General features: G+C 63.2%; 26 protein-coding genes. 7 read left to right on the top strand and 19 right to left on the bottom strand.

All coding sequences use genetic code 11. The annotated features are described in order from the left end of the window. Positions 1–189: 189 nt before the first annotated feature. The 8 genes from ACXKR8_RS17220 to ACXKR8_RS17185 form a co-directional block, all read right to left on the bottom strand. A complete protein-coding gene (locus ACXKR8_RS17220; RefSeq protein WP_458273789.1) occupies positions 190–1,632 on the bottom strand; it encodes a type IV secretory system conjugative DNA transfer family protein in 1,443 nt (480 codons plus the stop codon). A gap of 272 nt (positions 1,633–1,904) precedes the next feature. Next, positions 1,905–2,939: an IS3 family transposase gene (locus ACXKR8_RS17215; protein ID WP_458274906.1), complete on the bottom strand. Its 1,035-nt coding sequence runs from the start codon at positions 2,937–2,939 to the stop codon at positions 1,905–1,907. Next, the gene (locus ACXKR8_RS17210; protein WP_458266979.1) at positions 2,936–3,334 is read right to left on the bottom strand and encodes a transposase; all 399 of its coding nucleotides are present in this window, start codon (positions 3,332–3,334) and stop codon (positions 2,936–2,938) included. Before ACXKR8_RS17210 ends, ACXKR8_RS17215 begins: the two co-directional genes overlap by 4 nt. Before the next feature lie 576 nt (positions 3,335–3,910). Further along, complete coding sequence (locus ACXKR8_RS17205; RefSeq protein WP_458273788.1) at positions 3,911–4,084, bottom strand: hypothetical protein; 174 nt, start codon at positions 4,082–4,084, stop codon at positions 3,911–3,913. Between the two features lie 15 nt (positions 4,085–4,099). After that, positions 4,100–4,570 (bottom strand): MT-A70 family methyltransferase, encoded by a 471-nt coding sequence (locus tag ACXKR8_RS17200; RefSeq protein WP_462100550.1) that lies wholly within the window; start codon positions 4,568–4,570, stop codon positions 4,100–4,102. A 523-nt stretch (positions 4,571–5,093) separates the two neighbouring features. Further along, complete coding sequence (locus ACXKR8_RS17195; RefSeq protein ID WP_458273786.1) at positions 5,094–5,294, bottom strand: hypothetical protein; 201 nt, start codon at positions 5,292–5,294, stop codon at positions 5,094–5,096. Beyond that, entirely contained in the window at positions 5,291–5,449 is a 159-nt protein-coding gene (locus ACXKR8_RS17190; RefSeq protein WP_458273785.1) for a hypothetical protein, read from the bottom strand. The genes ACXKR8_RS17195 and ACXKR8_RS17190 overlap by 4 nt, the downstream gene beginning before the upstream one ends. Positions 5,450–5,647: 198 nt before the next feature. Next, complete coding sequence (locus ACXKR8_RS17185; protein ID WP_458273784.1) at positions 5,648–5,941, bottom strand: hypothetical protein; 294 nt, start codon at positions 5,939–5,941, stop codon at positions 5,648–5,650. A 321-nt stretch (positions 5,942–6,262) separates the two neighbouring features. On the opposite strand from ACXKR8_RS17185, the gene ACXKR8_RS17180 reads away from it, so the two are divergent. Both ACXKR8_RS17180 and ACXKR8_RS17175 read left to right on the top strand, forming a co-directional pair. After that, the gene (locus tag ACXKR8_RS17180) at positions 6,263–7,549 is read left to right on the top strand and encodes an ISL3 family transposase (RefSeq protein ID WP_458267408.1); all 1,287 of its coding nucleotides are present in this window, start codon (positions 6,263–6,265) and stop codon (positions 7,547–7,549) included. Positions 7,550–7,672: 123 nt separating this feature from the next. Then, complete coding sequence (locus ACXKR8_RS17175) at positions 7,673–8,134, top strand: hypothetical protein (protein ID WP_458273783.1); 462 nt, start codon at positions 7,673–7,675, stop codon at positions 8,132–8,134. Here the strand turns inward: ACXKR8_RS17175 and ACXKR8_RS17170 are convergent. The 6 genes from ACXKR8_RS17170 to ACXKR8_RS17145 all read right to left on the bottom strand — a co-directional run bounded on the left by ACXKR8_RS17170 (position 8,131) and on the right by ACXKR8_RS17145 (position 11,553). Next, positions 8,131–8,823, bottom strand: a complete 693-nt coding sequence (locus ACXKR8_RS17170) for a hypothetical protein (protein ID WP_458273782.1) — start codon at positions 8,821–8,823, stop codon at positions 8,131–8,133. The genes ACXKR8_RS17175 and ACXKR8_RS17170 overlap by 4 nt on opposite strands. A 128-nt stretch (positions 8,824–8,951) precedes the next feature. After that, entirely contained in the window at positions 8,952–9,155 is a 204-nt protein-coding gene (locus ACXKR8_RS17165) for a DUF397 domain-containing protein (protein WP_458273781.1), read from the bottom strand. Between the two features lie 23 nt (positions 9,156–9,178). After that, positions 9,179–10,021, bottom strand: a complete 843-nt coding sequence (locus ACXKR8_RS17160; protein WP_458273780.1) for a helix-turn-helix domain-containing protein — start codon at positions 10,019–10,021, stop codon at positions 9,179–9,181. A gap of 311 nt (positions 10,022–10,332) precedes the next feature. After that, complete coding sequence (locus ACXKR8_RS17155; protein WP_462100549.1) at positions 10,333–10,755, bottom strand: integrase core domain-containing protein; 423 nt, start codon at positions 10,753–10,755, stop codon at positions 10,333–10,335. After that, positions 10,752–11,069 (bottom strand): DDE-type integrase/transposase/recombinase, encoded by a 318-nt coding sequence (locus ACXKR8_RS17150; protein ID WP_462100684.1) that lies wholly within the window; start codon positions 11,067–11,069, stop codon positions 10,752–10,754. The genes ACXKR8_RS17155 and ACXKR8_RS17150 overlap by 4 nt, the downstream gene beginning before the upstream one ends. A gap of 295 nt (positions 11,070–11,364) precedes the next feature. Next, the gene (locus ACXKR8_RS17145) at positions 11,365–11,553 is read right to left on the bottom strand and encodes a hypothetical protein (protein ID WP_462100020.1); all 189 of its coding nucleotides are present in this window, start codon (positions 11,551–11,553) and stop codon (positions 11,365–11,367) included. 285 nt (positions 11,554–11,838) lie between these two features. Here ACXKR8_RS17145 and ACXKR8_RS17140 point away from each other — a divergent pair, with 285 nt between their 5' ends. Together ACXKR8_RS17140 and ACXKR8_RS17135 are read left to right on the top strand one after the other, a co-directional pair. Then, the gene (locus ACXKR8_RS17140; RefSeq protein WP_458273779.1) at positions 11,839–12,348 is read left to right on the top strand and encodes an ATP-binding protein; all 510 of its coding nucleotides are present in this window, start codon (positions 11,839–11,841) and stop codon (positions 12,346–12,348) included. 354 nt (positions 12,349–12,702) lie between these two features. Beyond that, positions 12,703–12,936 (top strand): DUF7848 domain-containing protein, encoded by a 234-nt coding sequence (locus tag ACXKR8_RS17135; RefSeq protein ID WP_458273778.1) that lies wholly within the window; start codon positions 12,703–12,705, stop codon positions 12,934–12,936. Between the two features lie 273 nt (positions 12,937–13,209). Here ACXKR8_RS17135 and ACXKR8_RS17130 read toward each other — a convergent pair whose 3' ends face one another. After that, positions 13,210–13,470: a helix-turn-helix domain-containing protein gene (locus ACXKR8_RS17130; RefSeq protein WP_458273777.1), complete on the bottom strand. Its 261-nt coding sequence runs from the start codon at positions 13,468–13,470 to the stop codon at positions 13,210–13,212. Positions 13,471–13,890: 420 nt separating this feature from the next. On the opposite strand from ACXKR8_RS17130, the gene ACXKR8_RS17125 reads away from it, so the two are divergent. Both ACXKR8_RS17125 and ACXKR8_RS17120 read left to right on the top strand, forming a co-directional pair. Beyond that, positions 13,891–14,997, top strand: coding sequence for a hypothetical protein (locus tag ACXKR8_RS17125; protein WP_458273776.1), 1,107 nt, complete (start codon positions 13,891–13,893; stop codon positions 14,995–14,997). A gap of 195 nt (positions 14,998–15,192) precedes the next feature. Beyond that, positions 15,193–17,157 carry an AAA family ATPase gene (locus tag ACXKR8_RS17120; protein WP_458273775.1) on the top strand — a complete coding sequence of 655 codons (1,965 nt, stop codon included), beginning with the start codon at positions 15,193–15,195 and terminating at the stop codon, positions 17,155–17,157. Positions 17,158–17,214: 57 nt separating this feature from the next. Here ACXKR8_RS17120 and ACXKR8_RS17115 read toward each other — a convergent pair whose 3' ends face one another. From ACXKR8_RS17115 to ACXKR8_RS17105, 3 genes are all read right to left on the bottom strand, one after another. Beyond that, the gene (locus tag ACXKR8_RS17115) at positions 17,215–18,093 is read right to left on the bottom strand and encodes a restriction endonuclease (protein ID WP_458273774.1); all 879 of its coding nucleotides are present in this window, start codon (positions 18,091–18,093) and stop codon (positions 17,215–17,217) included. Between the two features lie 267 nt (positions 18,094–18,360). Further along, the gene (locus tag ACXKR8_RS17110) at positions 18,361–19,761 is read right to left on the bottom strand and encodes an IS1380 family transposase (protein ID WP_458266600.1); all 1,401 of its coding nucleotides are present in this window, start codon (positions 19,759–19,761) and stop codon (positions 18,361–18,363) included. Positions 19,762–20,349: 588 nt separating this feature from the next. Continuing rightward, positions 20,350–20,502, bottom strand: coding sequence for a hypothetical protein (locus tag ACXKR8_RS17105; protein ID WP_458273773.1), 153 nt, complete (start codon positions 20,500–20,502; stop codon positions 20,350–20,352). Positions 20,503–20,643: 141 nt separating this feature from the next. Here ACXKR8_RS17105 and ACXKR8_RS17100 point away from each other — a divergent pair, with 141 nt between their 5' ends. Continuing rightward, positions 20,644–21,243, top strand: coding sequence for a hypothetical protein (locus ACXKR8_RS17100; protein ID WP_458273772.1), 600 nt, complete (start codon positions 20,644–20,646; stop codon positions 21,241–21,243). A 526-nt stretch (positions 21,244–21,769) separates the two neighbouring features. On the opposite strand, the gene ACXKR8_RS17095 is transcribed toward ACXKR8_RS17100, so the two are convergent. Next, on the bottom strand, positions 21,770–22,006 hold the full coding sequence (locus tag ACXKR8_RS17095; protein WP_458273771.1) for a transposase family protein: 237 nt from the start codon (positions 22,004–22,006) through the stop codon (positions 21,770–21,772). Positions 22,007–22,064 lie beyond the last annotated feature (58 nt).

The raw sequence follows: 22,064 nt of genomic DNA, 5'->3' as shown, positions 1-22,064 counted from the left end.
GGCTGTTCGAGAGGTGCGGAGCCGGAGGGCGGGGCCGGGGTCGCGGATGAAGCGGCTCAAAGCGCAGTCAGTCCCGTCCCGCGCGCCTGCTGCTGTAGGGGCTGAGCTGCACAGATGCGGCCCAAGAGAGCAACGTGGAGAGAGGCCCGAACAGAGGGGCGACGACAGGCCGCGCGCCTCGAGCACCAGTCACTCCCCAGCCGCTGCATCCCCAGGTTTCTTCCGGCGCTTCCGGCCGATCTGCGCTGGCTCGACGCCTACTTGGACGGCGGCCGGAGGCTCATCCACCGGTGCTTCCGGTGATGGGCTCCAGTTGGCACGGATGGTCCTCCGAACCTCCTCCACGTCCCCGGTGATCGGGGTTGGCGGTAGTGTCCGCACCAGTGCCCACCCGGACGGTGCGCCGCTGGCGACGAGGTTGGCGTAGGCGTGGAATCTGGGCAGCGCCAAGAAGTCCTCCGCCTCCAAGCCCGGTGCCAGCTTGGCAAGGTCGCGGGCGTCGTCGGCTTCGGTGGCGAAGGCGATCTTGCTCCTAGCGTTGATATCCACAGCTGTGCGTAGATCCTGTGGAAACTGACTACGGAACTGTGCCGCGAGGAGCCAGCCCACTGACAGCGAACGAGAGATGGCGAGAGCATCTGCCAAGGACGTCGGCAGGTGAACGAACCTCGGCGCCTCGTCTACGTAGATCATGCCGGGGCGCTGCTCGGCACCGTGCTCGCTGGCACGCTCCTGAACGGCCTGCCAGATCTCAGCGATGACCAGCCTACCGAGCAGGCTCGCCACTCCTGGCCCGATGAGCCCCTCATTGAGCGGTACAAGTACGACCTTGTTGGTGCGGAAGGTGTCGCGCAGCCGGAACCGACCGCCGCGCGGGTCGAGCATCCGCACTACGGCGGGCCGTAGCAGAAACTGCCGCAGCTTGTTCATGGGTGGGGCGATAGCTGCCGCTTGACCCGCTGGTGACTGCCCCTCGTACCAGCTCCAGAACTGCGCCAGTGCGACGTCGCCCTGCACGCGGCCGACGAACGGCCGGCGGAAGGCTGGGTCGGTGAACAGGCGAGGCAGATCTACGAGGCCAGTAGGTTGGCCAAGGACGCTCCCTCGGGCCAGTGTTCGGAGGCCCGCTGAGAAAATGTCGGCACTCCTGGGACCGTAGCCGTCAGCAAAGAGCGACTCGAAGACCGCCAGGATGCCATCCACCACTACATCCGGGTCTCGCCCAGATGTATCCAGCGGATTGAACGAAACAGGCGCAGCGTCTGCGGCGTTCAGTTCCACGATGCGGTCGACCTGGTCCGCTGGTACCCGGGCCAGAATGTCGTCAATGAGCTGGCGTTTTGGGTCAAGGACGACCACCGGCCGCCCAGCTGCTATATCTGCCAAAATCAGGTGCAAAAAGACATTTGACTTGCCACTACCGCTCGGCCCGTAGGCCACCCCGTGGAACGTCTGGTCGGTGGCCGAGATCCCGATCAGCCGTTTGTCGCCTGGTGCTGCGCTTTGGGCAAAGACGCGCTCGCCCTGGTGCACATGCGCTGCTGCCCGCAGCGGCCTTGGGTGCAGTGGTGGCATCCCCGGTAGTTCGTCCTCGCCGAGCGGCCAGCCCAGCGGGCCAGCCAGCTCCGGCACGGAGAGCTTGAGTGGCCAGATCCACGGGCGCTGACCCTTGTTGATGGCCGCTGCCCGATCACTTACCAGTCGGATGCGCGTACCTGGCCCCTGTGCCACTGTCAGCCCAGACAGAGCGCCGAGGAGCAGGCCGGTACGGCGCTCCCGCGATGACGCTGCTACACCCACGCGGATGGTGATCTGGAAGCCACAGTGCTCCACTCGTCTGCGGAGGCGTGCCCGAAGCTCTGCCCCTGCCGGAACGTGTCAAGTCAAATGAGACGTTCGTACGGTTATGCGCTCTGTTGTGCTGATTCGGGTTCTCTGCGTTTGGCGGGGTCGTTGATCCACGCCTGATCGGGGATCTTGGGCGGGCGGGGGCGGCGGGCGAAGCGTTCGGGGTGGCGGGCGTATGCCTCGTTGAGCGTGACGGCGCGCTGGTCCTGGACTTGGCCGGCGGTGCCGAAGTGCACGGACGCAGGCGTGTGCAGCCCGATGCCCGAATGGCGATGCTCATGGTTGTAATAGGCAATGAATGAGTCGAACCACTCGCGTGCGTGGTTCAGGGAGTCGAACCGCGCCGGGTAGTCGGCCATGTACTTCGTGGTTTTGAACTGGCTTTCGCTGTACGGGTTGTCATTCGAGACCTTGGGGCGCGAGTGCGAGCGCGTCACGCCCAGATCGATGAGCAACTGCGAGACTTTCTTGCTGGTCATCGAGGTGCCGCGGTCCGCGTGCAGGTGCTCGGGGGCGATGCCGTTGCGTTCGACGGTCTCGCTGATCAACTCCTCGGCGCGCTCGGCCGATTCGGCCATCTCCACGGTGTAGCCGACGACGTAGCGGCTGAAGATGTCGATGATGACGTAGGCGTGGTACCAGATGCCCTTGTCTGGTCCGGCCAGTTTGGTGATGTCCCAACTGAAGACCTGCGAGGGGGCGGTGGCCACGAGTTCGGGGATGGACTTGGCGGCGTGGGTGGCCTGGCGGCGGCGCTCGCCGGTCTGGCCCTGGGCCTCCAGGATCCGGTACATCGTGCGCACTGAGCAGTAGTAGCGGCCCTCGTCCAGTTCGCGCGCCCAGATCTGGGCAGGTGCCAGTTCGGCATAGGCCGGGCTGTTCATCAGTGCCAGGATCCGCGCGCGCTCCGCCGGAGCCAGAGCTGAGGGCGGCGAGGGGCGCGGAGCGCGCTCGCGCGGCGGGGGCGGGTTGAGCCGACGGTAGTGCGTGGCCCGTGAGCGACCGGTCAGCCGGCAGGCCGCAGTGGTGTTCAACTCCCGCTCCAGCGACTGGAAGAGCTCGTCGGCGACCTGCTCGGCCTCGGCTTTCAGCCCGCACTCTTGGAGAGCAGTTCCAAGAGTGCGGAAGCTTTTCCCAGCAGCTCCAGGGCGGCGTCCTTCTGCGCCAGCTCCCGTTCCACGACGGCCAGCCTCTTGCGCAGCCGCTCGGCCTCGGCTGCTTCGGCGGGCCTCTTGGGGCGTGCGGGCGAGGTCCGCCGGTCGGCGAGCGTGGCCATCGCTCCGGCGTCTCGCGCGGCCCGCCACTCGATGATGTGCGAGTGGTACAACCGCTCGCGGCGCAGGACCGCGCCCTTCTCCCCGCTGGGGGCGGCATCGTACTCAGCGACGATCCGCAGCTTGTATTCCGCCGTGAACGTGCGCCGCTTCGGCCGCGGGGCCGGGTCGGGCTCGGGGGCTGTGCGTGAGGTGGTGGTATTGGAAGCCATGCCGGGAATCTCCTGTCTCGCCCATCCAGACTAACCCGGACGAACCGGACGTCTCAGTCGAGACTGTCAGAGAGGGTGCCGGCCTGTTGCCGACCAATAGGCGGTGCAGGATTGGCAGGCTGGGATCGGGGAACTCCGCGGGCAGCACGCTGGGCAAGATGCGCGGCCCAAGGACCACTTGGACGACGAGCGCTTCGGCTTCGGCCAGCGGCATAGCCAGTGCTGACAACACGGCCTTGGAGACCGCTTCGGGCGTCTCCATGCTGAGCGGCAAGTACGTGGGACGTATTCGTAGCCGTCCTGCGCTTCTCACCAGCGGACGCGTCGCACCGTGCTCCGAATCATCTTCCAGGAGACATCCCGGCAAGAAGTGCCCGAGCAGCCGTCGCAGCCGCGCCATGTCTACTGGCCGGGCGCCGAGTAGGTGTCGTGTGAGCCCGCCCTCGGAACGAAGCTCAAAGACGAGCCGGGCCGTTTGCCGATCTGCGGCCAGCCGGCCCAGGAAGGCGAGCACCGCGTCGGCGTCGAGAGGTCGGGGCAGATGCAGTTCGGCGAACTGGAGGCCCGAGGTCGTGTTCACCTCGGACTCTCATCCAGGGGCTCGGCGGCTGCCGCCTGGCGCTGCTGTTCGGCCAGCACCACGGCCAGCAACACCTTGCCAAGCTTCTGGAGGTCGACGGGTTCCCGTCGGACGCCCTCCGCGTAGAAGCGGCGTTCCGGGCGCTTGGTGCTTGTCTTGCGTGTAGCCATACATCTCCTCTCTGGTTAGGGGTTTTGCCCATGGCGCTGGTCGCTGGGCACGGGGTAGTTGGGGATACGGATGTCGGCGTCCACCTCGTTGCCCCAGATCCACCAGTCCCCAGTGCTCGGGGGTCGTCGGCGGGCAAAGATCTCCAAGTGAGGCCCGTCCGAGATGCGCTCGATGATCGGGTACTGCTCGTCGGGCTTGCGAGAATGCTCCTGCACCGGCGCGTTGAACCATGTTGGTTGGCTCCTGAAGCGAACGGGAGCAGCGCCGCGCGTCGCGAACAACAGGTGCTCGCTCGCTGTCCTGAGCGTGGATCCCAGCCCCAGACGGAACTTGACCCAGGTCAAGATCGACTTTGGTGCGAAGCCCCATGCCTCAGCGACGTCGTACCCATCGCGCAGTGAGGCATTGGTACACCACAGCCAGAGATGGGCGTTTTGTTCCGCCAGATCGCTGACAGGCATCTTCTTTATCCGGTCGAGCGACATGAGCGGATAATGCTGCTCTGCCCCTTGTGTCCTCTTTGCTGGTGATCCCACGGAGGATCGGCCAGGATGGTGCGGAAGCGGGTGGGAACCACCCGCTCCGGTAGCTCTCTTGTCATGCATCTCCTTTCTGTTACGGCCCAGCAACTGATGGATGCGCCGGGCCTACGTATAGGTGTAGATCACGTTGGGGATCTTGGAAACCGTTTGCTCGCTCGAACATTCGAGTGGACATACAGGCGAGCAAACGGTTGCTGATCCCTGTTGAGCTGCGGGTTTTGGAGCCGGGACGGGCAGCGAGAATGTCCCATGTGTTATCTACAACGACCCTCGGCACCCGTCCTGATCTACCAGCGCCGCCGGCGAAGCACGGCCACGACGACGAGCAGAACCACAACGGCTGACACCACAACCGGCACCAGCGGACGAAGTAGCTCAAATGCCCAGTGGGCTGTGAACGCGATGACCAGGAGGAGGAGGGCGGCTTGCAGTACCTGCCGTCCCCACCCCTCGGGACTGCCACCGTTCACGACGGCTGGTACTCCTCGTATGCGGTGTTGCGGAGGCCGAACTCATCCAACGCCCGCAGCTCAGCTGCGAGCTTGCGCTTGGCGCGGTCTTCTCGGTTCTCCTCGCTGAGCTTGATGGTCACAAGCGCGTCGAGCAGGCCCCAACGAGCCGACTCAATCCACCCGCGCAGCTCACGCAAGTCCGTTGCCTCGCTCACTGGTTCTGTCCGTTCTTGTCGTCGTTGGGCATGGCGTCAAACACCTTGCGGAGGTGGTGACCGACGCGATTGGCCGCGCGGTCACGGAGGAACTGGCGAACACGACCGACGTAGTAGCCGGCCGCCGTGGCGGCCATGAGGAGGATGTCCTTCACGGTCGCCTCCGGTCGTGCATGAGGTGACTGATCTGTTCCTCGGCACGCTGACGCCGGTCGGCAATGTCGCTCACGGCGTTGTACGCGTTGGTGAGGTGCCTACCGACCTGCGTTGCTCGGCGGTCACGACGCCACTGCCACACACGCCCGCCCCCAACGCACCCGGCCATCACGGCTAGGTCCAGGAGACCGCGCATATCAGTCGATCTCCGCGTTGAACTGGGCGCAGCTCCTGGCGATGCCCTGGACCGTGATGTTCACGATGAGGGCGATGGCGTCGGCCGCGTCCGGGTTGCCCTGCTCAGCCGTTCGCTGGATCGCCTTGAGGTAGCTCACCTCAGAGAGCGCGTGCTCTCCAACGGCCGACTTGGCGCGAATGACGGTCTGCTGCAACCGAGTTGCCCCGGCCACGCGCTCCATGTCGCGTCCGACCGCTCGGGGGATGAGCAGACCTCCGGGGCCTGCCTCCCGCCTCATGATGCCGCCTGACATTCCAGGCTCCTTCCATCCGTGTCGTCGCTCCGCTGTTGGAGCAACTGACAGGAGCAGCGTGGCTGCTGGGCGGCCCAACAAAATAGATCACGCGATACTGGGTCTTCAAACTTGATGGGCCGTCAGCGGCTTGAGCCAATTGACTGTCACGTTGGGTGACGATGCCGGGTGTGGTGTGCCCCGGATGCAAGGAGCCCGCAGGGATTGGTGATCATGGTTCTTGTCTAGAGAAACCGATCACGAACACCTGCGGGCTCGAACATCAACGATACCTGTGCCGATACGGACGCGACACTGCTGCTGGGCCTGGAGGGGCTGGGGGTGATCAAGGTGGAGGAGGTCGGGCCGGCTCTCGTCGTGCACGTGGCGACGGTGGACGAGGGTGCGCGGGCATGCCCGGAGTGCGGAGTGCTCTCCACGACGAGGAAGGGCCCACGTCTCACCCGCCCCCGCCAACTTCCTTACGGTGGACGACGTGTGGATCTGCACTGGCACAAGTCCCGTTGGTTCTGCGCGGAACCGCTGTGCCCGCGCGGCTCGTTCACCGAGCAGGTCCGCGAGGTGCCAGCGGGGGCCCGGCTGACCCGCGCGCTGCGGCGCGAGGCCGGACGCGTGGTGGCCGACGACGGCCGCACGGTCGTACAGGCCGGCCGTGACCTGGGCATCTCCTGGCCCACTGCCCAAGCTGCCTTCGAACAGTACGCCGAGCTCGTCCTGCCTGATCAGCCGCCCGTGACCGAGGCCGTCGGCATCGACGAGACCCGCAGGGGCAAGCCGGTCTGGCGGGAGAACCCCGAAACGGGCACATGGGAACTGGTCGCCGACGCCTGGCATATCGGCTTCGTCGACGCGGTCGGCGGCCAGGGCCTGCTCGGGCAGGTCGAGGGCCGCAACGCCGCCTCCGTCGCCGCCTGGCTCACCCTCCAGCCCGAGACCTGGAAACAGCGGGTCAGGTACGTGGCCATCGACCTGTGCGCCACCTTCCGCGCCGCCGTGCGCACCGCCCTGCCCCACGCCCGAATCGTCGTGGACTGCTTCCACGTCGTCCAGCTCGCCCAGCGCCACCTGGCCGACCTGCGCCGCCGCCTCACCTGGAGGCACCACGGCCGCCGCGCCCGCAAGGGCGACCCCGTCTGGAGCGTCCGCAAGCTCCTGCGCCGCAACAAGGAAGACCTCACCACCACAGAACTGGCCACGCTTGCCGACGAGTTGACCGATATGGGTACCTACGGCAAGCAGATCCTCGACGGCTGGCGTGCCAAGGAGCTCCTGCGCGACCTGCTGCGGCTCACCGCCAAGCACGCCCACGTCCTTCCCGACCGCTCCGCGGTCTCCGCCGCCCGCTACCGCTTCCAGGCCTTCTGTGCCGACCGCCCCTACCTGGTCGAACTGGTCACCCTCGCCGAAACCGTCGACCAGTGGTGGCACGGCATCGAGAACTACATCAAAACCGGCATAACGAACGCCGCATCCGAAGGCAACAACCGCGTGATCAAGCTCGAAGCCCGCAAGGCCTACGGCTTCCGAAACCGCCGGAGCCAACGCCTGCGATCACACTGCGCAACCACCCGAAGGGCACGCGGAAAGCTGACGACCCATCAACTTTGATGACCCGCGATACTGAGAAGTTCGAACGGAGAGCTGAAGATCCCAAACGGCCGACTTGACACGGGCGTTCGCACACCTGAGCATCAGACGAACACCTGTAGGGCACGTCAGGGCGAGGGCGGGATGGCGCAAGAGGCGACGCTGATCGGCGGGCAGCTCACTAGGGTCCGACGTCGCGGAATTGATGATCTTGAGATCAATGCGGGTAACAAAACGGTGGTCGAGATCGAGGAACTCACTAAACTTGCATCCGACTACTGTCGGACAAATTCTTTGCGCCTGAGTGGGCGCCGCCCGCAGATCGCGCGACTCTTGACGGATGGTCTTGCGGAGTATGAGTTGTCCGGCAACTCAAGGGACGCTCAGTTTATTCGTAGCCTCTTCTTCGCAGAAGGCGTCCGAATGAATTCACGGCAAGCCACGGTTTTGCTCAAAGAGGCCAAGGAAGCGCACCAGAACATCGGATTTCTGGAGAGCAAGCACTATGACCCCCGCAGCTTCGACTCCTATCGAAGCATAACATTCGAGGATTTTGCTCGCTTCCTGATCGGCTGGGTCGTAACGGACGGCGGAGCGGCTAGCTAGTCACGAACATTTCTGTTGACCATGCGCTCAATATAGTCGATAAGCTCGATAAATCGAGCAGTTTGCCCGTGGTGATCGTCGAGAACCATGAGTTCAGCCCACTCTTCTAAATGCTCGCGTGCCATCTGCCGACATTTAGGATCGTCATCTTGAAGTAGGCGCTCCCATCGTGGATCGGCCATAATCTCGTCCTGTGCGTACCATTGTTTCGGCATCTGACTAATTTGTAATGCTGCGGGTGCGCGCACACGGTCTTCCGTCCATGGGCTTCCCGCAAGAGTGCTGGCGAAGTCATCGACGAACCTTGGATCAGTCAGCTGAAGCTCTTCGATGCCATGCCAGAATCCCTTATAAAGAGTTCTCTGCTCGCCCTCTGCGGATTCATCATCCGCCTCCCATCCAGACTGAACGCCCTTCCTCACGACATCCAACGCCCGCAAAGACTCAACTGCCTGCGCGATGCTTTGCAATCCCGCTGGTCGACTCTCATTGACCTCAAAGATGTCAATAACGGGATGACCGGGGATTTCTATAGGGCTCTCGACGCTATCGCGCTGCACGAGTCGCAGGCCATAGCCGCCCAGCAGCAGCGCTAACTCTTCCTGGCGTTCTGGTGGAATGGCTCCCTCCAGGGCAAGATGGCGGACAACTCGAAACTCTTCTGCTGGTGGAAAATCTGGAAAACTCATATGTCCCGTAAGTTATAAAACATTGAGACCTGCGAGTCAATACAGATATCCCTTTTTGTAATCTCTGGCATTTCCGGGAAATGGAAAAGGGAGCCTCCGCGACTGCGGAGGCTCCCTTCACGCTTCTCCTACTGCCGGAATTCCCCAGCCGCAACCCCCGCCACGAACGCCGCCCACGCGCCAGGTGCGAACCGCAGCACGGGCCCGCCCTGGTCCTTGCTGTCGCGGATGGCCCGGCCACCATCCGCCAGCGGTGCGACCTCAACGCAGTTGTCCTGCTGGCCGCTGAAGGTGGACTTGACGAACGGACCGACTATGGCGGGCGTGGTCATGGTGCTTCCTCTGGTCATCGGGGTCACAGCTCATCAGCAATCTGCTGGATGAGCGCCAAGGAGTCGGCCGGGCTGAGCGCGCCGGCCCGCAGGTTGTCGAACGCACCCGAGAACGCTTCGAGCTGCCCCGGCTGGTCCATGAACAGGGTGCCGGTCAGGTTGGCGACACAGGCGATGCTGGGGTCAGTGCTCGGGAAGTCGAACAGCACGAACGAACTCTGAACACCGGCGTGTGCACCCGCAGCGAACGGGAGTACCTGGAGCGTGATGTTGCTCTGCTCGGTGAGCCGGGCCAGGTAGCGAAGTTGCTCCACCATCACGGCCGCGCCACCGACCAGTTGCCTGAGTGCGCCCTCGGTCACGATGATCCACAGCTTCGGCGGGTGCTCGTTCTCCAGAATGCTCTGTCGCTCGACCCGCACCTTGATCAGGGAGTCGACGTGGCCGGGTGGGAGCACCGCGGGACCGGCCATGATGATGTGTCGGATGTACTCCGGTGTCTGCACCAGGCCCGGCACGATCATGCCCTCGAAGGTACGGATGTTGCTGGCCCCTGCCTCCAGCGCGATGAAGTCGCGGTACTCACGCGGCAACGCATCCTCGTAGGCCAGCCACCAGCCCTGCGTCTTGGCGTCTTTGGCGGCCTGGACGTAGTTCTCGACCTCCGTGGCATCGGTGATGCCGTAGAGCGCCAGCATGGCCTTGAGGTCAGTCCGGGCAACGCGCACAGCACCAGACTCGATGCGGCTGATCTTGGCCTGCGAGAAGCCCAGCTCCTCGGCCACGCTTTCAGCCGTCAGATTCGCCTTGCGTCGGAGTTGCCGCAGGTCGGACCCCAGACGGCGGCTCCTGATCGTCGGGCCCATCGCTCTCCTCATAGGTGTGGCCCCCAGTCTGCCCGGTAGGCCATGCATAACGCCAGCAAGTAAATCTGCATACTTGCATATAGGTACTTGCAAGAAGTCTAGTTGCATGGCTACCGTTGGGGCCGTTGGTAGGTGCTGGCCGCCTGGCTGGAGGGGCCTTACCGGCAACTGTGGTGCGGGCGCACTCTCGCTTGCCCGCGTTCATGCACCTTGAGGTGATCTCTGGTGACGAACATCAAGCAATTCTTCGGATATCCATGTACCGCTGCATCGGTGCGGAACGTGTCAAGTCAAATGAGACGTTCGTACGGTTATGCGCTCTGTTGTGCTGATTCGGGTTCTCTGCGTTTGGCGGGGTCGTTGATCCACGCCTGATCGGGGATCTTGGGCGGGCGGGGGCGGCGGGCGAAGCGTTCGGGGTGGCGGGCGTATGCCTCGTTGAGCGTGACGGCGCGCTGGTCCTGGACTTGGCCGGCGGTGCCGAAGTGCACGGACGCAGGCGTGTGCAGCCCGATGCCCGAATGGCGATGCTCATGGTTGTAATAGGCAATGAATGAGTCGAACCACTCGCGTGCGTGGTTCAGGGAGTCGAACCGCGCCGGGTAGTCGGCCATGTACTTCGTGGTTTTGAACTGGCTTTCGCTGTACGGGTTGTCATTCGAGACCTTGGGGCGCGAGTGCGAGCGCGTCACGCCCAGATCGATGAGCAACTGCGAGACTTTCTTGCTGGTCATCGAGGTGCCGCGGTCCGCGTGCAGGTGCTCGGGGCGATGCCGTTGCGTTCGACGGTCTCGCTGATCAACTCCTCGGCGCGCTCGGCCGATTCGGCCATCTCCACGGTGTAGCCGACGACGTAGCGGCTGAAGATGTCGATGATGACGTAGGCGTGGTACCAGATGCCCTTGTCTGGTCCGGCCAGTTTGGTGATGTCCCAACTGAAGACCTGCGAGGGGGCGGTGGCCACGAGTTCGGGGATGGACTTGGCGGCGTGGGTGGCCTGGCGGCGGCGCTCGCCGGTCTGGCCCTGGGCCTCCAGGATCCGGTACATCGTGCGCACTGAGCAGTAGTAGCGGCCCTCGTCCAGTTCGCGCGCGCCCAGATCTGGGCAGGTGCCAGTTCGGCATAGGCCGGGCTGTTCATCAGTGCCAGGATCCGCGCGCGCTCCGCCGGAGCCAGAGCTGAGGGCGGCGAGGGGCGCGGAGCGCGCTCGCGCGGCGGGGGCGGGTTGAGCCGACGGTAGTGCGTGGCCCGTGAGCGACCGGTCAGCCGGCAGGCCGCAGTGGTGTTCAACTCCCGCTCCAGCGACTGGAAGAGCTCGTCGGCGACCTGCTCGGCCTCGGCTTTCAGCCCGCACTCTTGGAGAGCAGTTCCAAGAGTGCGGAAGCTTTTCCCAGCAGCTCCAGGGCGGCGTCCTTCTGCGCCAGCTCCCGTTCCACGACGGCCAGCCTCTTGCGCAGCCGCTCGGCCTCGGCTGCTTCGGCGGGCCTCTTGGGGCGTGCGGGCGAGGTCCGCCGGTCGGCGAGCGTGGCCATCGCTCCGGCGTCTCGCGCGGCCCGCCACTCGATGATGTGCGAGTGGTACAACCGCTCGCGGCGCAGGACCGCGCCCTTCTCCCCGCTGGGGCGGCATCGTACTCAGCGACGATCCGCAGCTTGTATTCCGCCGTGAACGTGCGCCGCTTCGGCCGCGGGGCCGGGTCGGGCTCGGGGGCTGTGCGTGAGGTGGTGGTATTGGAAGCCATGCCGGGAATCTCCTGTCTCGCCCATCCAGACTAACCCGGACGAACCGGACGTCTCAGTCGAGACTGTCAGAGAGGGGTGGCGGACGCTCGCAAAGCCGTACGAGACCTCGTTTTACGGTGGGGCCTCTCTAACGACACCGCCGATACCGCCGAGCTCCTCACCAGTGAGCTGGTGACCAACGTCGTGCTCCATGCCCACGGCAGCCGCAACCTGCGCGTCGTCTGCGAGCGAAGCCAGGAGCTGCTGACCGTGACGGTCATCGACCACGGGAGTGGGGTGCCGAAGCGCCGCAGCAGCTCCGACGATGCCACCTCCGGTCGCGGGCTGCTTCTCGTGGAGCAGCTAGCAGACGACTGGGGCACGCGCGGCGTGCTGCACGGTAAGGCAACGTTCTTCGTCCTGAAGGTGCCCACGGCTGAGTCGGTAGTAGAGGAGCCCCAGCATGGGTGCACGGCCCGGCACGACTCCGGGGTTGCGTATCCCGATCTGCCCCATGGACTCCGGCATGTACCGTCTGGACTTCGGTCGGGATGGAGAGCGCCCCGAAGTCATCACGACCGCCCAGCTCATGACGCTGGTCGTTGAAGCCGCCCGCGAGTTGGGCTTGGCCCTCTCCGCTCCACCACGCATGTCGTAGACGACTGTGTCCTGCACCAACCCATGGCGACCGATTCGGGTTAAGGGTCGTGCAACACCGGCTCCACCAAGAAGCCCGCCACACCAGAGGAGTACAACAGCCATGTCCGAATTCCGAGGTACCGATTCACTCCAAGATGCCGTCGGCGCCGCCCAAGAGTTGGACGAGGCTCTGAAGTTGGCGGGAATCTCGCTGCCCTCGCTCCGCGGTGACTTCTCTGTGGCGGGGAGGCCCCTGGTGCAGCTAGGTGGCGCACCTGCCGACACGGTGCGCCGGTTGGCGGCGTGGGTGCGTGAGCACGCATGAGCCGCCGCCGCTTCCGCTTCGTGCAGATGAAGCTCACGCCCGACCCACACAGCGGCCCGCCGACCTACGAGACCCAGTGCACTGTCTGCGGTGAGTTATCCGGTGAGGCTGACGATCCCGAAGCCCCAGAACTGTGGTGCCTCCACCACGCCGGCCGAACCCACCATTTCGGGTTCAAGAGCGTGCTGAGCACCCTCCTGCTGGTGACACCGCTGGAGGAGATCCAATGAGCCAGCAGGCTCGGCCACCGAACGCACCACCCGGCCAAGTCTGGGAGCAAGGCGACTGCTGGCTGTGGTGCCAACGTACGGGCGTCATGGTGATGTGGATTGGTCCCGCCACCGTCGCTGGTCTCTCCGCCCCGATGTACGCCTGCGACCCCTGCATCCGCCAGCTTGGGGAACGCGTTTGGCTGACCAACATGCGGCGGGATGGCAGTCTGCCGAGGGAGCCGCACCGTATGGCTCGAGCGCAGCGGTTTTACCCGGTCTAACCCCACCGGCCTACTCCAGGTCGTTGGTCGCACCCTTCGGGGCGCTGATCCCGCGCACCAGCTCTCCGGGATCAACGCCCAGCCCCTCGGCCAGCTTGAGGATGTTGTGCAGCGAGATGTTGCGCTGACCACGCTCCACTTGCCCCACGAACGTCCAGTGCAGGCCAACGACCTCGGCGAGCTGTTCTTGGCTCTTGCCGAGTTCGTGACGCTTGGCTCGGACGCGTGCACCAAAGGTCTGCGTTGCGGGTGAGATGGGCTGCGTTGCCATAGGAGCCCAACTGAATACGTCTCATGCTCTTGAATCCAGAGACTATAAATCCCAACTGTTTACATCTAGTGACTATGCGTCCTGCTAGCGTCAGTGCGAGGTCCCTCAATAGTCGGCTGTCCTCACGGACGGCATCTCCCAACACGTACGCACCGGCCGACGCGGCTGGTGTCCGAAGAGGCAGAGAAAGGCGAATGACATGAGCGAGGCTCACGAGATCGCACCCCTGGCTGGCACCGGTGGTGGTGGCGGCGGGACAGGCGGAGGCGGCACCTCCCAGAGCAAGTCGCGACCGGCGACCAAGCCCTGGAAGTGATCGCCTGAGTGCCAACAGCCCCGGAGTCGCAAAAGCCCTCCGGGGCTGTTGGCCGTGTTCCACATATTGCTCTGACCAGCAGATTTGTTATACTTGATCTTGTAATGCTCAGCCCGCTACAACGCCTTTACAAGACCAAACTTGCGCTCCTGGCCACCATCTCCACGGTCGTCGGAGTGGCGCTCTTGGTGCTGGCGCACTGGACCAGCAGGCACCTGCCCGGCTCATGGGTTGCGAACATCCCGATCTCCGACATCGGCTCCGCGCTGCTTACAACCGGTCTGATCGCCGTCTTCTTCACCTACATCGACCAGGTGGACGCTGAGACTCGAGCCAACCAGCGGCTCCGCCAGGTGCTCCGGGAAGAGGCGCCTGCCATCCGTGACGCCGTGATCGACGGCTTTGCCTTCGCGCCGGACAACCTCACCGCGGTCGCCTCGCCCGAGACGCTCGACAAGGTAATTGAGAACTCGCTGGGCATCCGTCTGGGTGATGCCGAACTCGCCCACGATGCCTACACCGACCTCCGCGATCAGGTGGTCCGCTCTCCAGAGCGGCTCCATGACGCCGAGGTCTCTGTGGCGCTCGCTCCCTGGAAGGCCAGTCCAGCCGGTGCAGCGATGTTCGTCGCCACCATCCGATGGCAGTACCGCGTGACACCAACCAGTAGCACGTTGCGCTTCGCCTGCGTATCCGACCCTGACGAATACCGAGAACTGCGCCAAGACCAGACAGCCACGGACGCGTGGTACTTCGAGCCGGTCGCCGGCCTGACCGGTGCTTCGCCGGAAGCCTTCGAGCTGGTGCAGTGCGCCGTAGACGGAGTGGCACAACGAGCACGACGAAGTACGCGCAGGGGCAGCCAGTTCTACACGGTGAACCTTGGCATCGACGCTGTGCCGCCCCAGCAGGAAGTGCACGTCTCCTACACCTACCGGACCCTCGTCCAGCAGCACGGCCACCTGATTCATCTCGACCTTGCCCGTCCGACCAAGTCCTTCAAGGTCAGCTTGGCTTATGGCGACTGCGGCATCCGCTACGTCAACGTCTTGGCCTACATCGCCGGGCCGGAGCAACCGCGTGTTACGCGGTTGGAGGCGTCGGATCCGACGCCCTCCGTCGAGGTGGCCTACGACGGTTGGGTCTTCCCGAAGGGCGGGGTGGCTTTCGTGTGGGTTCTAGAGGAGGAAATGGATCGTACTAGCCGGTAGATCGGAAGCGGATGCTCCGGATCAAAAGACAGGCTGATCAGAAGACGGTAGAAGGTGATCGTTTTAGACCATTACTTGATCGCTTAATGGTGATTATGCCGTTGTCGGTGCATCCCGCTAGCCTGTCCGTGCTACCCCTGGGAACAAAGGTGTGGGGCGTGGGCTACGAGCTAGGGATAGATTGGGGCGAGTGAAGTGCTTCTCGTTGGCGTAAGAGTTACAAAGTACAAGTCTATCGAAGACAGTTCGCCCGTTGAGATCGATCCCAGCACAACGGTTCTTGTCGGGATCAATGAGGCCGGTAAGTCTGCATTTCTCGAATCTCTCAACAAGGCCAGACCCGTAATCCCCGGCAAGAAATTTAACCACACCTACGATTACCCACGTAAGGACCTAATTTCGTATCAACGCAAGCATGGGAATAGTCCTGCCGAGGTTGTCAAGCTCACGTATCGACTTAGCGAGGAAGAAATCGCTGAGATCAACGAAGACCTTGACTTCTCGCTCCTGGAGAGCCTTGAGTTTTCCTTGAATTATCACTACAAGAATAGCTTCACGGTTACATTGAGCATCCCCGAGGGAGAATTTGTCGCCTCGCTTATTTCTGGATCTACGCTTCCCGGTGAAGTCAAGTCCAAGATGAATTCGATTCTGACCGTCAAAGACTTGATCTCCGCCCTGGATGGCGAAGACTTGAATGAGGAGGGATCCGAGTTTCTTCAAGGAGTCAAGGATCGATTCGGAAATGATGCGAAGTGGCACTCGCTGCTCTCTCTTTATGTTTGGAACACGTACGTACGCCCGCTTATTCCAAACTTCCTGTACTTCAGTGACTACCACATTCTCCCGGGAAAGATTAACCTTCCATCCCTGGCGGCAGCTGTGCAGAGCGGAGTCGTGCTGACTGAGGAGCAGCAAGGCGCAATGAGCCTCTTCAAGATGGCCGACATCGACATGGATGAGTTGTCGAACCCGGAAAGTTACGAGGATATCAAGGCACAACTGGAGGCAATCTCAAACCTTGTCACGGACAAGGTATTCCAGTACTGGCAGCAGAACCCGGAACTGGACGTCGAGTTTGATATCAGATCAGATTCAAATGATGCAGCCCCCTTCAATTCTGGAAGCAATCTGTATGTCCGAGTCAAGAATCGTCGTCACAGGGTAACTGTTCCATTTGAGCAGCGCAGCAAAGGTTTTATTTGGTCCTTTAGTTTCATTGTGTGGTTTAGTAGTGTTCAGGAATTGATTGGCAACTCGAAGGAGCTCATCATTCTCCTGGATGAGCCTGGGCTCAGTCTTCATGGGTTGGCTCAGGAAGACTTCCTTAGGTATATCCGTGACCTCTCCGAGAAGCATCAGGTGATTTATACTACACACTCGCCATTTATGGTTGATGGGGAGAAGCTCCACCAAGTGCGTACAGTTGAAGATCGAGATGGAAAAGGAACCGTAGTCTCGGGAAATCTGACTAGCTCAGACCCGCGGACCGTCTTTCCGTTGCAAGCCGCTCTGGGTTATACGATTGCCCAGAATCTCTTCATTGCCAAGAAAAACGTCCTGATTGAGGGGCCGGCCGACCTGGTCTACTTGCGATTCTTTTCCTCGCTTCTTGAGATGGAGGGACGAACGCATCTGCGTGACGATGCGGTTTTGGTGCCCGTCGGAGGGCTGGACAAGCTTGCTACCTTTGTTGCCCTCCTCCAGGGGAATCAGCTCCAGATGGTGGTTGTGCATGACTTCGCTGGGAAGTCCGAGCCGCGCCTGGAGTCTCTCATTCGCGACAAGATCATCAAAGAGAAGCAGGTGTTGCACTACGCCCAGGTCAGAGATGGGAAGCCGCAAGCTATCCTGCCTGCCACAGACGTTGAAGATCTAATTTCGGAGGACACGTACCTTGCGATCTTCAATGCGGCCTATGCTAAGCAGCTCGCTGGCGCGATTATTACTAGCGCTGATCTTCCTCGTGGAGATCGGATCGTTCAGCGTATCGAGCGCTATCTGAAGAGTCAGCAGACCAAGCTTCGTCCCACCGGTGGCTACAACCACTATCTCCCTGCAACGTACCTTGCCTCAAACCCGGAAATCATTGGGACCGCCGACGCTGATACATTGGACCGTTTCGAGCGGCTCTTTGAATCCATCAACAAGTCTCTTTAGATCATCGAGCCGAACGCGGAACCTGTTCCTAGCGGAGTTTCATCGAGCCGAGTGGGACTAGGCTGTCTCTGTAAGCAGTGAATGCAGGCGTCTAAAGGCAGCGTCGCTACGGATCAACTCTTGGATATCTACCGTGCTCGCCAGCCGTGTGATGTCTGAAACTGGCAACCGGTGTGCTCCGGGGATTTTTCCGGTTGCCCAGGATTGCATGTCTTCCTGCACAACAATCGCATTCACGCTATAGCCATCTGTCTCGCGTTTGAACCAATCTTCGACGGTTCTGGAATTTTCATCGCCGTCCAAAATGGCTAGAACATCACCGCTTTCCATTCCCGACAACACCCTTGCGATCTTTGGGATCCCCATACGTCCGCTAGCTGGATAGATCGACAGGGGTCTCAGGATTTCTCCGCCGTCAAGCAGGCGTTGGGTAAGGATCTTGAGGACTACTACATCCCGGTAGCCCTCGACAATAATGGCAAGATGTCGAGGTTGGCTGAACTCTACCGCCGAAACATAAGGAACGAAGAGCTCTCCTTCTTCGGCTGCCGCGCGGAGCTTGAAACTCATAATTGAGTTGAATCCATGGCGTACTGCGGCCTCAATATCACCTCGGTCCATCAAAATTACATTGAGTGTCTTCCCAGCTCTGAGCGCTTCGACGGTGTCTTTACTGTATCCCGACATGGATATGAACACGCCGATCGTTCCGATGAGCTTTCCATCGACCTTGCCCTTGAATGCATAGATAGTTGAGGCAGGTAGAGTATTTGCATGCCATTTCGCCTCCAGGAGGAATATTTGGCCCCTGAATATAAAGGAACCGTCAATCTCCTCGCCTGTCGGCCTGTAGGCAGTACGAGGTTGGGCACCGGCCTGGTCGAGCATCTCTTTGAGGAAGTGCTCGAAGGCTACTCCTCGCTGCTGCTTCGTCATTGACCCGTCCGCCAGGGCTTCCAAGCGCTTTAGCTCGTGAGTTAGATGCATGCCCCGATGATATTCAGCCCGAATCCACCGGCTGATCATTTCGGGGTTGCTCTCCTGCCCGTGGACGGTCGGCCGCTGGGGGCAACAGGTTGAGGGTGTGCGGTAGCCGCCGTGCGCGGGTCGCGGCCTGTCCGAGGGGTTGTGCGGGGTCGGGAGCGGTTGGTGGCGCTGTCGCCGGTGGCCGTCGGGCCGTCGCGGTGCGGGATCTTGTGGCGGTCAGGCCGCCGGGCGCGGCGGTGGGGAGTGGACGGCCTCGAACAGGGCGGTGAAGGCGTCGCGCCAGGGCCAGTGCTCGGGCAGATGCACCGTCAATTTGGTGCGCGCGGTGCGCGCGAGCCGGGCCGGGACGTGGACCAGGTGGGCGCGCAGGGTCGCTGTGGTGGCCTTGGCGTGGAAGACCGAGGTCAGCGCACCGGCGGCCCGCAGCAGGTTGTGCGACATCGCCCACAGGGTCAGCCACGCGGCGTTGGCCTGGAAGTTCCCGGACGGCAGGTGGGCCAGAGGCCCGGACTTCCCGTCCGCGATCACCTGCTCCACCACGGCGTGCTGCCGGTGGTGCAGTTCCGCCTGCAGCACCGCGAAGGAGCTGTCGGTGAAGACGGGGTGGTAACGCCAGGCGGTGAACAACTCGCCCTGACCCTGGGCCACTTCGGCGTTCAATCGGCGGACCCGGCGCACGATCAGCCGGGCGGTGACGTGCTCGGACTTCCTTCGGCCGGTGAAGGCGGTGTAGGGGATCTCGGCGACCTCGGCGTCGGAGACCATCTCGCCGGTGTCGGGGTCGACGAAGGCGTCCGGGTAGCGGATCGCCGTCCAGGACTCCTGCGGGATGCGGGAGATCGCGCCCGCGATGGAGGGGTTCATGCCGGTGGTCAGGGAGAATCGGGCGCCGGCCCGGCGGCAGGCGGCGACCACGTCGGCGGTGTAGAACTTGCTGTCCGCGCGGACCAGGCGGATCCCGGTGCCGCCGGTCTCCTTCGCTATGGCCAGGGCCTCGCTCACGAAGCTCTCGGCTCCGCGGACGTCGGCGGCCTTGCCGCGGCGCAGGCGGACCGCGCCGATCACGGGCCGGGCGATCGGGGTGGACAGGGTGGCCAGGATCGGGTGCAGGGTGCGCTGGCCCTTGAGGCGGCCGACCTGCGCGCCCTGCTTGGCGTGGCCGTACACGCGGCGGTGGGTGGGGTCGATGTCGATGAACATCAGTGTGTCGGCGCCGGGCAGCAGTGGGGTGCTGCGGGCCAGTCGGGCCAGGAAGTCGCGGTGAACGCGGTGGAGCTGGCGGTTGTGGCCGTGGGTGAAGGAGCGCAGGAAGGTGCCCAGGGTGGAGGGCGCGCGGACCGAGGTGAAGGCGCGGTCCATCGCGCCGTGCCGCAGCCGCGCCGCGTCGTCGATGCTGTCCGCGCCCGCGCACATCGCGCTGATCAGCGACATCACTTTGGCGGCCGGGTTGGCTCCGCCGCTGTTGTCGGCGCCCTCGATGCGGAGCGCGGACGCGGCCAGTTGCCGCAGGCCGGCCCGCTCGGCCAGCCGGACCAGCGACAGCAGCCCGGCATCGGCGATCAGGTTCGGCTCGTCGAAGACGGCGGAAACCGCTGTGGCGGCATGGCAGGATTGCATCTCGCGGATGTTCTCTCGTTCTGGCGACTTGGTTCTGTAGGAAGTCCCATCGTCCCAGGTCAGAGGGCATCCGCGTCGTTATGTCCAGGCCTCGGACAGGTCATTCATCGGTGGATTCGGGGTGATAGACCCTCCTCATACATCCGTGCCGCCTCTTGAAATGATTCCTCCGTGAGTGGATGGCGGCCTGTATCTACGCCATTGCGCTTGAGAATCAACCCGACAGTGTTGCGATTGATCCGGAAGCGGTCTCCGAGCTCGTAGACTGTGGCCCCAGCTGCATACGCCAAGATGAGCTCCTCGACTTGTTCCCCCTTGAGCTGTTTCGCCGTACGCGGGACAGGGCGGGGCTCACGTGGTGGTGCAGGTACCGCCTCATCGGGCAATTTACCCATAAGGGACTTAATGGCCGTCAGCTGTGCCCTAGGGTTCCAGGGGTGGCCCTTGGGGTGCACCCATCAAAGGGCTGGTCAATGTGGGAGCTCGAAGGCGTCGAAACAACTGCTGCTGGAGAGCAACCGTGGAGGTCCCAGGGCTTCGGCATTGTCGCTGGATGTCCAGGTCGCACTGATGCTCTCTCAATGAAGATCACTCCCATTGCCAGTTGAGGACGAGGGCGGTGCGGGCGATGTCGTCGATCCGGTTCGGAGTGAGCGTGAGACGCTTGGCTGCGCGCCACCGTTCCTTCAGCCCGGCGGCGCGTTCGCCGGGGGCGCGCAGATGTCTGATCAGGGCATTCATGGGTGCGCGTGTCCTCGTGGGGGCCAGCTCGGCCCGAGTTTCAGGTGACATCGGGCACGGCATCCGAATACGTGGGGACAGTGGGTCGGGTCTGCGCTGGGCAAGCCGTCGACCTCTTTCGACTTGGGAAAAGGCGCGCGCATGTTGGAGATCTTCACGGCGAAGTGGCCCGAGACGGGCAGGGAGCAGTTGGAGCCCGGGCAGTACGAGCTTCCGCTCCGTGATAACGCGACCTCCGCCTACCGGCAACTGGCCGAGGTCTTCCGGCACTACGCTGGGACTACGTTCGCGGGTGGCTTGTACCGGATTCACGGTGTGGAGACCGCCCAGAAGGCGCGTGACTGCTGCCTTCAGCTGGTTTCCGAGGCCGGGCGCGTCACGTTCCCGTTCGCCTTCGACTGGATGGGGCGACACCTCGCCGTCGACGTCAGGGATCCGGAGAACCTGCCCGTCATCCAGTTCGATCCGGCGGCCGGCAAGGCCTACGAGAGTGATCTGCCTTTTCTCGAGTTCCACGACCTGATCTCGGAAGACAGCGAGGAGGGCGAAGCGCTCTCGTGGGAGCTCTACCGGGAATGGCGCGCACAGGACCCGCGAGCCATCGGGTTCGACGAATGTGTAGGGCTGGGGGTTCCTCTCTTCCTGGGCGGAGAAGAGACGGTGGGCAGCCTCAGACGGTCCAATCTCGAGGTCTACTGGGAGCTTTCGTACCAGTTGGCTCGTGGAGTGAGCGGACTGTAGCCCGACACGGGCATCAGCTCGACGGTTTTGCCGGTCTTTCGGTCGGTGCGGCCGCGCTTGATCTGGACGGCTTGGTGGGGGGAAGAGCAGGCTACTGACGGTGGCGACCTTGATCCGGCAGATCTCGGAGCGGCCGTGGCGGGTGCTGCGGGTGCGTCCCTGGAGCGGGATGTCCTTCGAAGGAAGAGACTTGCAGTTGTTTGCGCAGCTTCTTCTGGTTGCCCATGACGATGGCGATGTAGTGGGCCTGGCGACCGAGAGGTACCGGGCGTGCTCGCGCTGGGTGTGCAGACCGTCACTGGTAGCGACCATTCCGGCGAGGTCTGCGACACCGTTCAGCAGGAGTTGGAAGCAGGTGGGCTCACCGGTCTTCTGACCGGCGTCGAGCTGGGCCAGAACCGGTGGTGTGCTCCAGCGCGGCGAGCAGATGGATCTTCCGTCCGCGGGCCTTGGCCGCGCCGCGCAGGCTCTTGCCGTCCACAGCCAGTCCGCGGAGGCCGGAGTTCGCGGGTCGTCGATCGGCGAGCTAGCCGCCTACCGATCGGTCCAGGGCGTCACCGTCGAGGCCGGTCAGCAGTCTGCGGACCGTCGCCTCGGCAGGGACGAGCCGCCGTGGCAGCACCGGGTCGGGGCGCACGCCGAGCTGATCCAGCACGTGTGGTGGGGCGTCCGCAATCCACTCGCCGACCGCTAGTAGGGAGGTCGCCCCGGCCAGCACCGCGCACGCTGTCAGGGCGAGGATGACGACCAGGGCGTTTCGCACACCGCGTGGATCGCGCGGGTCCGGCACTTGGGCCAGCCGCTCCACCAGGCCAAGTAAT

The sequence above is a fragment of the Streptacidiphilus sp. PAMC 29251 genome (assembly GCF_054208735.2).
This window is presented reverse-complemented; position numbering and strand designations above follow the sequence as displayed.

What these genes read in the sequence shown, in the direction of transcription:
- ACXKR8_RS17210 (WP_458266979.1), bottom strand. Translation starts at nt 3,334, where the DNA reads ATGGCTTCCAATACCACCACCTCACGCACAGCCCCCGAGCCCGACCCG.
- ACXKR8_RS17205 (WP_458273788.1), bottom strand. Translation starts at nt 4,084, where the DNA reads ATGGCTACACGCAAGACAAGCACCAAGCGCCCGGAACGCCGCTTCTAC.
- ACXKR8_RS17200 (WP_462100550.1), bottom strand. Translation starts at nt 4,570, where the DNA reads ATGTCGCTCGACCGGATAAAGAAGATGCCTGTCAGCGATCTGGCGGAA.
- ACXKR8_RS17185 (WP_458273784.1), bottom strand. Translation starts at nt 5,941, where the DNA reads ATGTCAGGCGGCATCATGAGGCGGGAGGCAGGCCCCGGAGGTCTGCTC.
- ACXKR8_RS17175 (WP_458273783.1), top strand. Translation starts at nt 7,673, where the DNA reads ATGGCGCAAGAGGCGACGCTGATCGGCGGGCAGCTCACTAGGGTCCGA.
- ACXKR8_RS17170 (WP_458273782.1), bottom strand. Translation starts at nt 8,823, where the DNA reads ATGAGTTTTCCAGATTTTCCACCAGCAGAAGAGTTTCGAGTTGTCCGC.
- ACXKR8_RS17165 (WP_458273781.1), bottom strand. Translation starts at nt 9,155, where the DNA reads ATGACCACGCCCGCCATAGTCGGTCCGTTCGTCAAGTCCACCTTCAGC.
- ACXKR8_RS17160 (WP_458273780.1), bottom strand. Translation starts at nt 10,021, where the DNA reads ATGGGCCCGACGATCAGGAGCCGCCGTCTGGGGTCCGACCTGCGGCAA.
- ACXKR8_RS17155 (WP_462100549.1), bottom strand. Translation starts at nt 10,755, where the DNA reads ATGACCAGCAAGAAAGTCTCGCAGTTGCTCATCGATCTGGGCGTGACG.
- ACXKR8_RS17150 (WP_462100684.1), bottom strand. Translation starts at nt 11,069, where the DNA reads ATGTACCGGATCCTGGAGGCCCAGGGCCAGACCGGCGAGCGCCGCCGC.
- ACXKR8_RS17145 (WP_462100020.1), bottom strand. Translation starts at nt 11,553, where the DNA reads ATGGCCACGCTCGCCGACCGGCGGACCTCGCCCGCACGCCCCAAGAGG.
- ACXKR8_RS17135 (WP_458273778.1), top strand. Translation starts at nt 12,703, where the DNA reads ATGAGCCGCCGCCGCTTCCGCTTCGTGCAGATGAAGCTCACGCCCGAC.
- ACXKR8_RS17130 (WP_458273777.1), bottom strand. Translation starts at nt 13,470, where the DNA reads ATGGCAACGCAGCCCATCTCACCCGCAACGCAGACCTTTGGTGCACGC.
- ACXKR8_RS17125 (WP_458273776.1), top strand. Translation starts at nt 13,891, where the DNA reads ATGCTCAGCCCGCTACAACGCCTTTACAAGACCAAACTTGCGCTCCTG.
- ACXKR8_RS17115 (WP_458273774.1), bottom strand. Translation starts at nt 18,093, where the DNA reads ATGACGAAGCAGCAGCGAGGAGTAGCCTTCGAGCACTTCCTCAAAGAG.
- ACXKR8_RS17110 (WP_458266600.1), bottom strand. Translation starts at nt 19,761, where the DNA reads ATGCAATCCTGCCATGCCGCCACAGCGGTTTCCGCCGTCTTCGACGAG.
- ACXKR8_RS17105 (WP_458273773.1), bottom strand. Translation starts at nt 20,502, where the DNA reads ATGAATGCCCTGATCAGACATCTGCGCGCCCCCGGCGAACGCGCCGCC.
- ACXKR8_RS17100 (WP_458273772.1), top strand. Translation starts at nt 20,644, where the DNA reads ATGTTGGAGATCTTCACGGCGAAGTGGCCCGAGACGGGCAGGGAGCAG.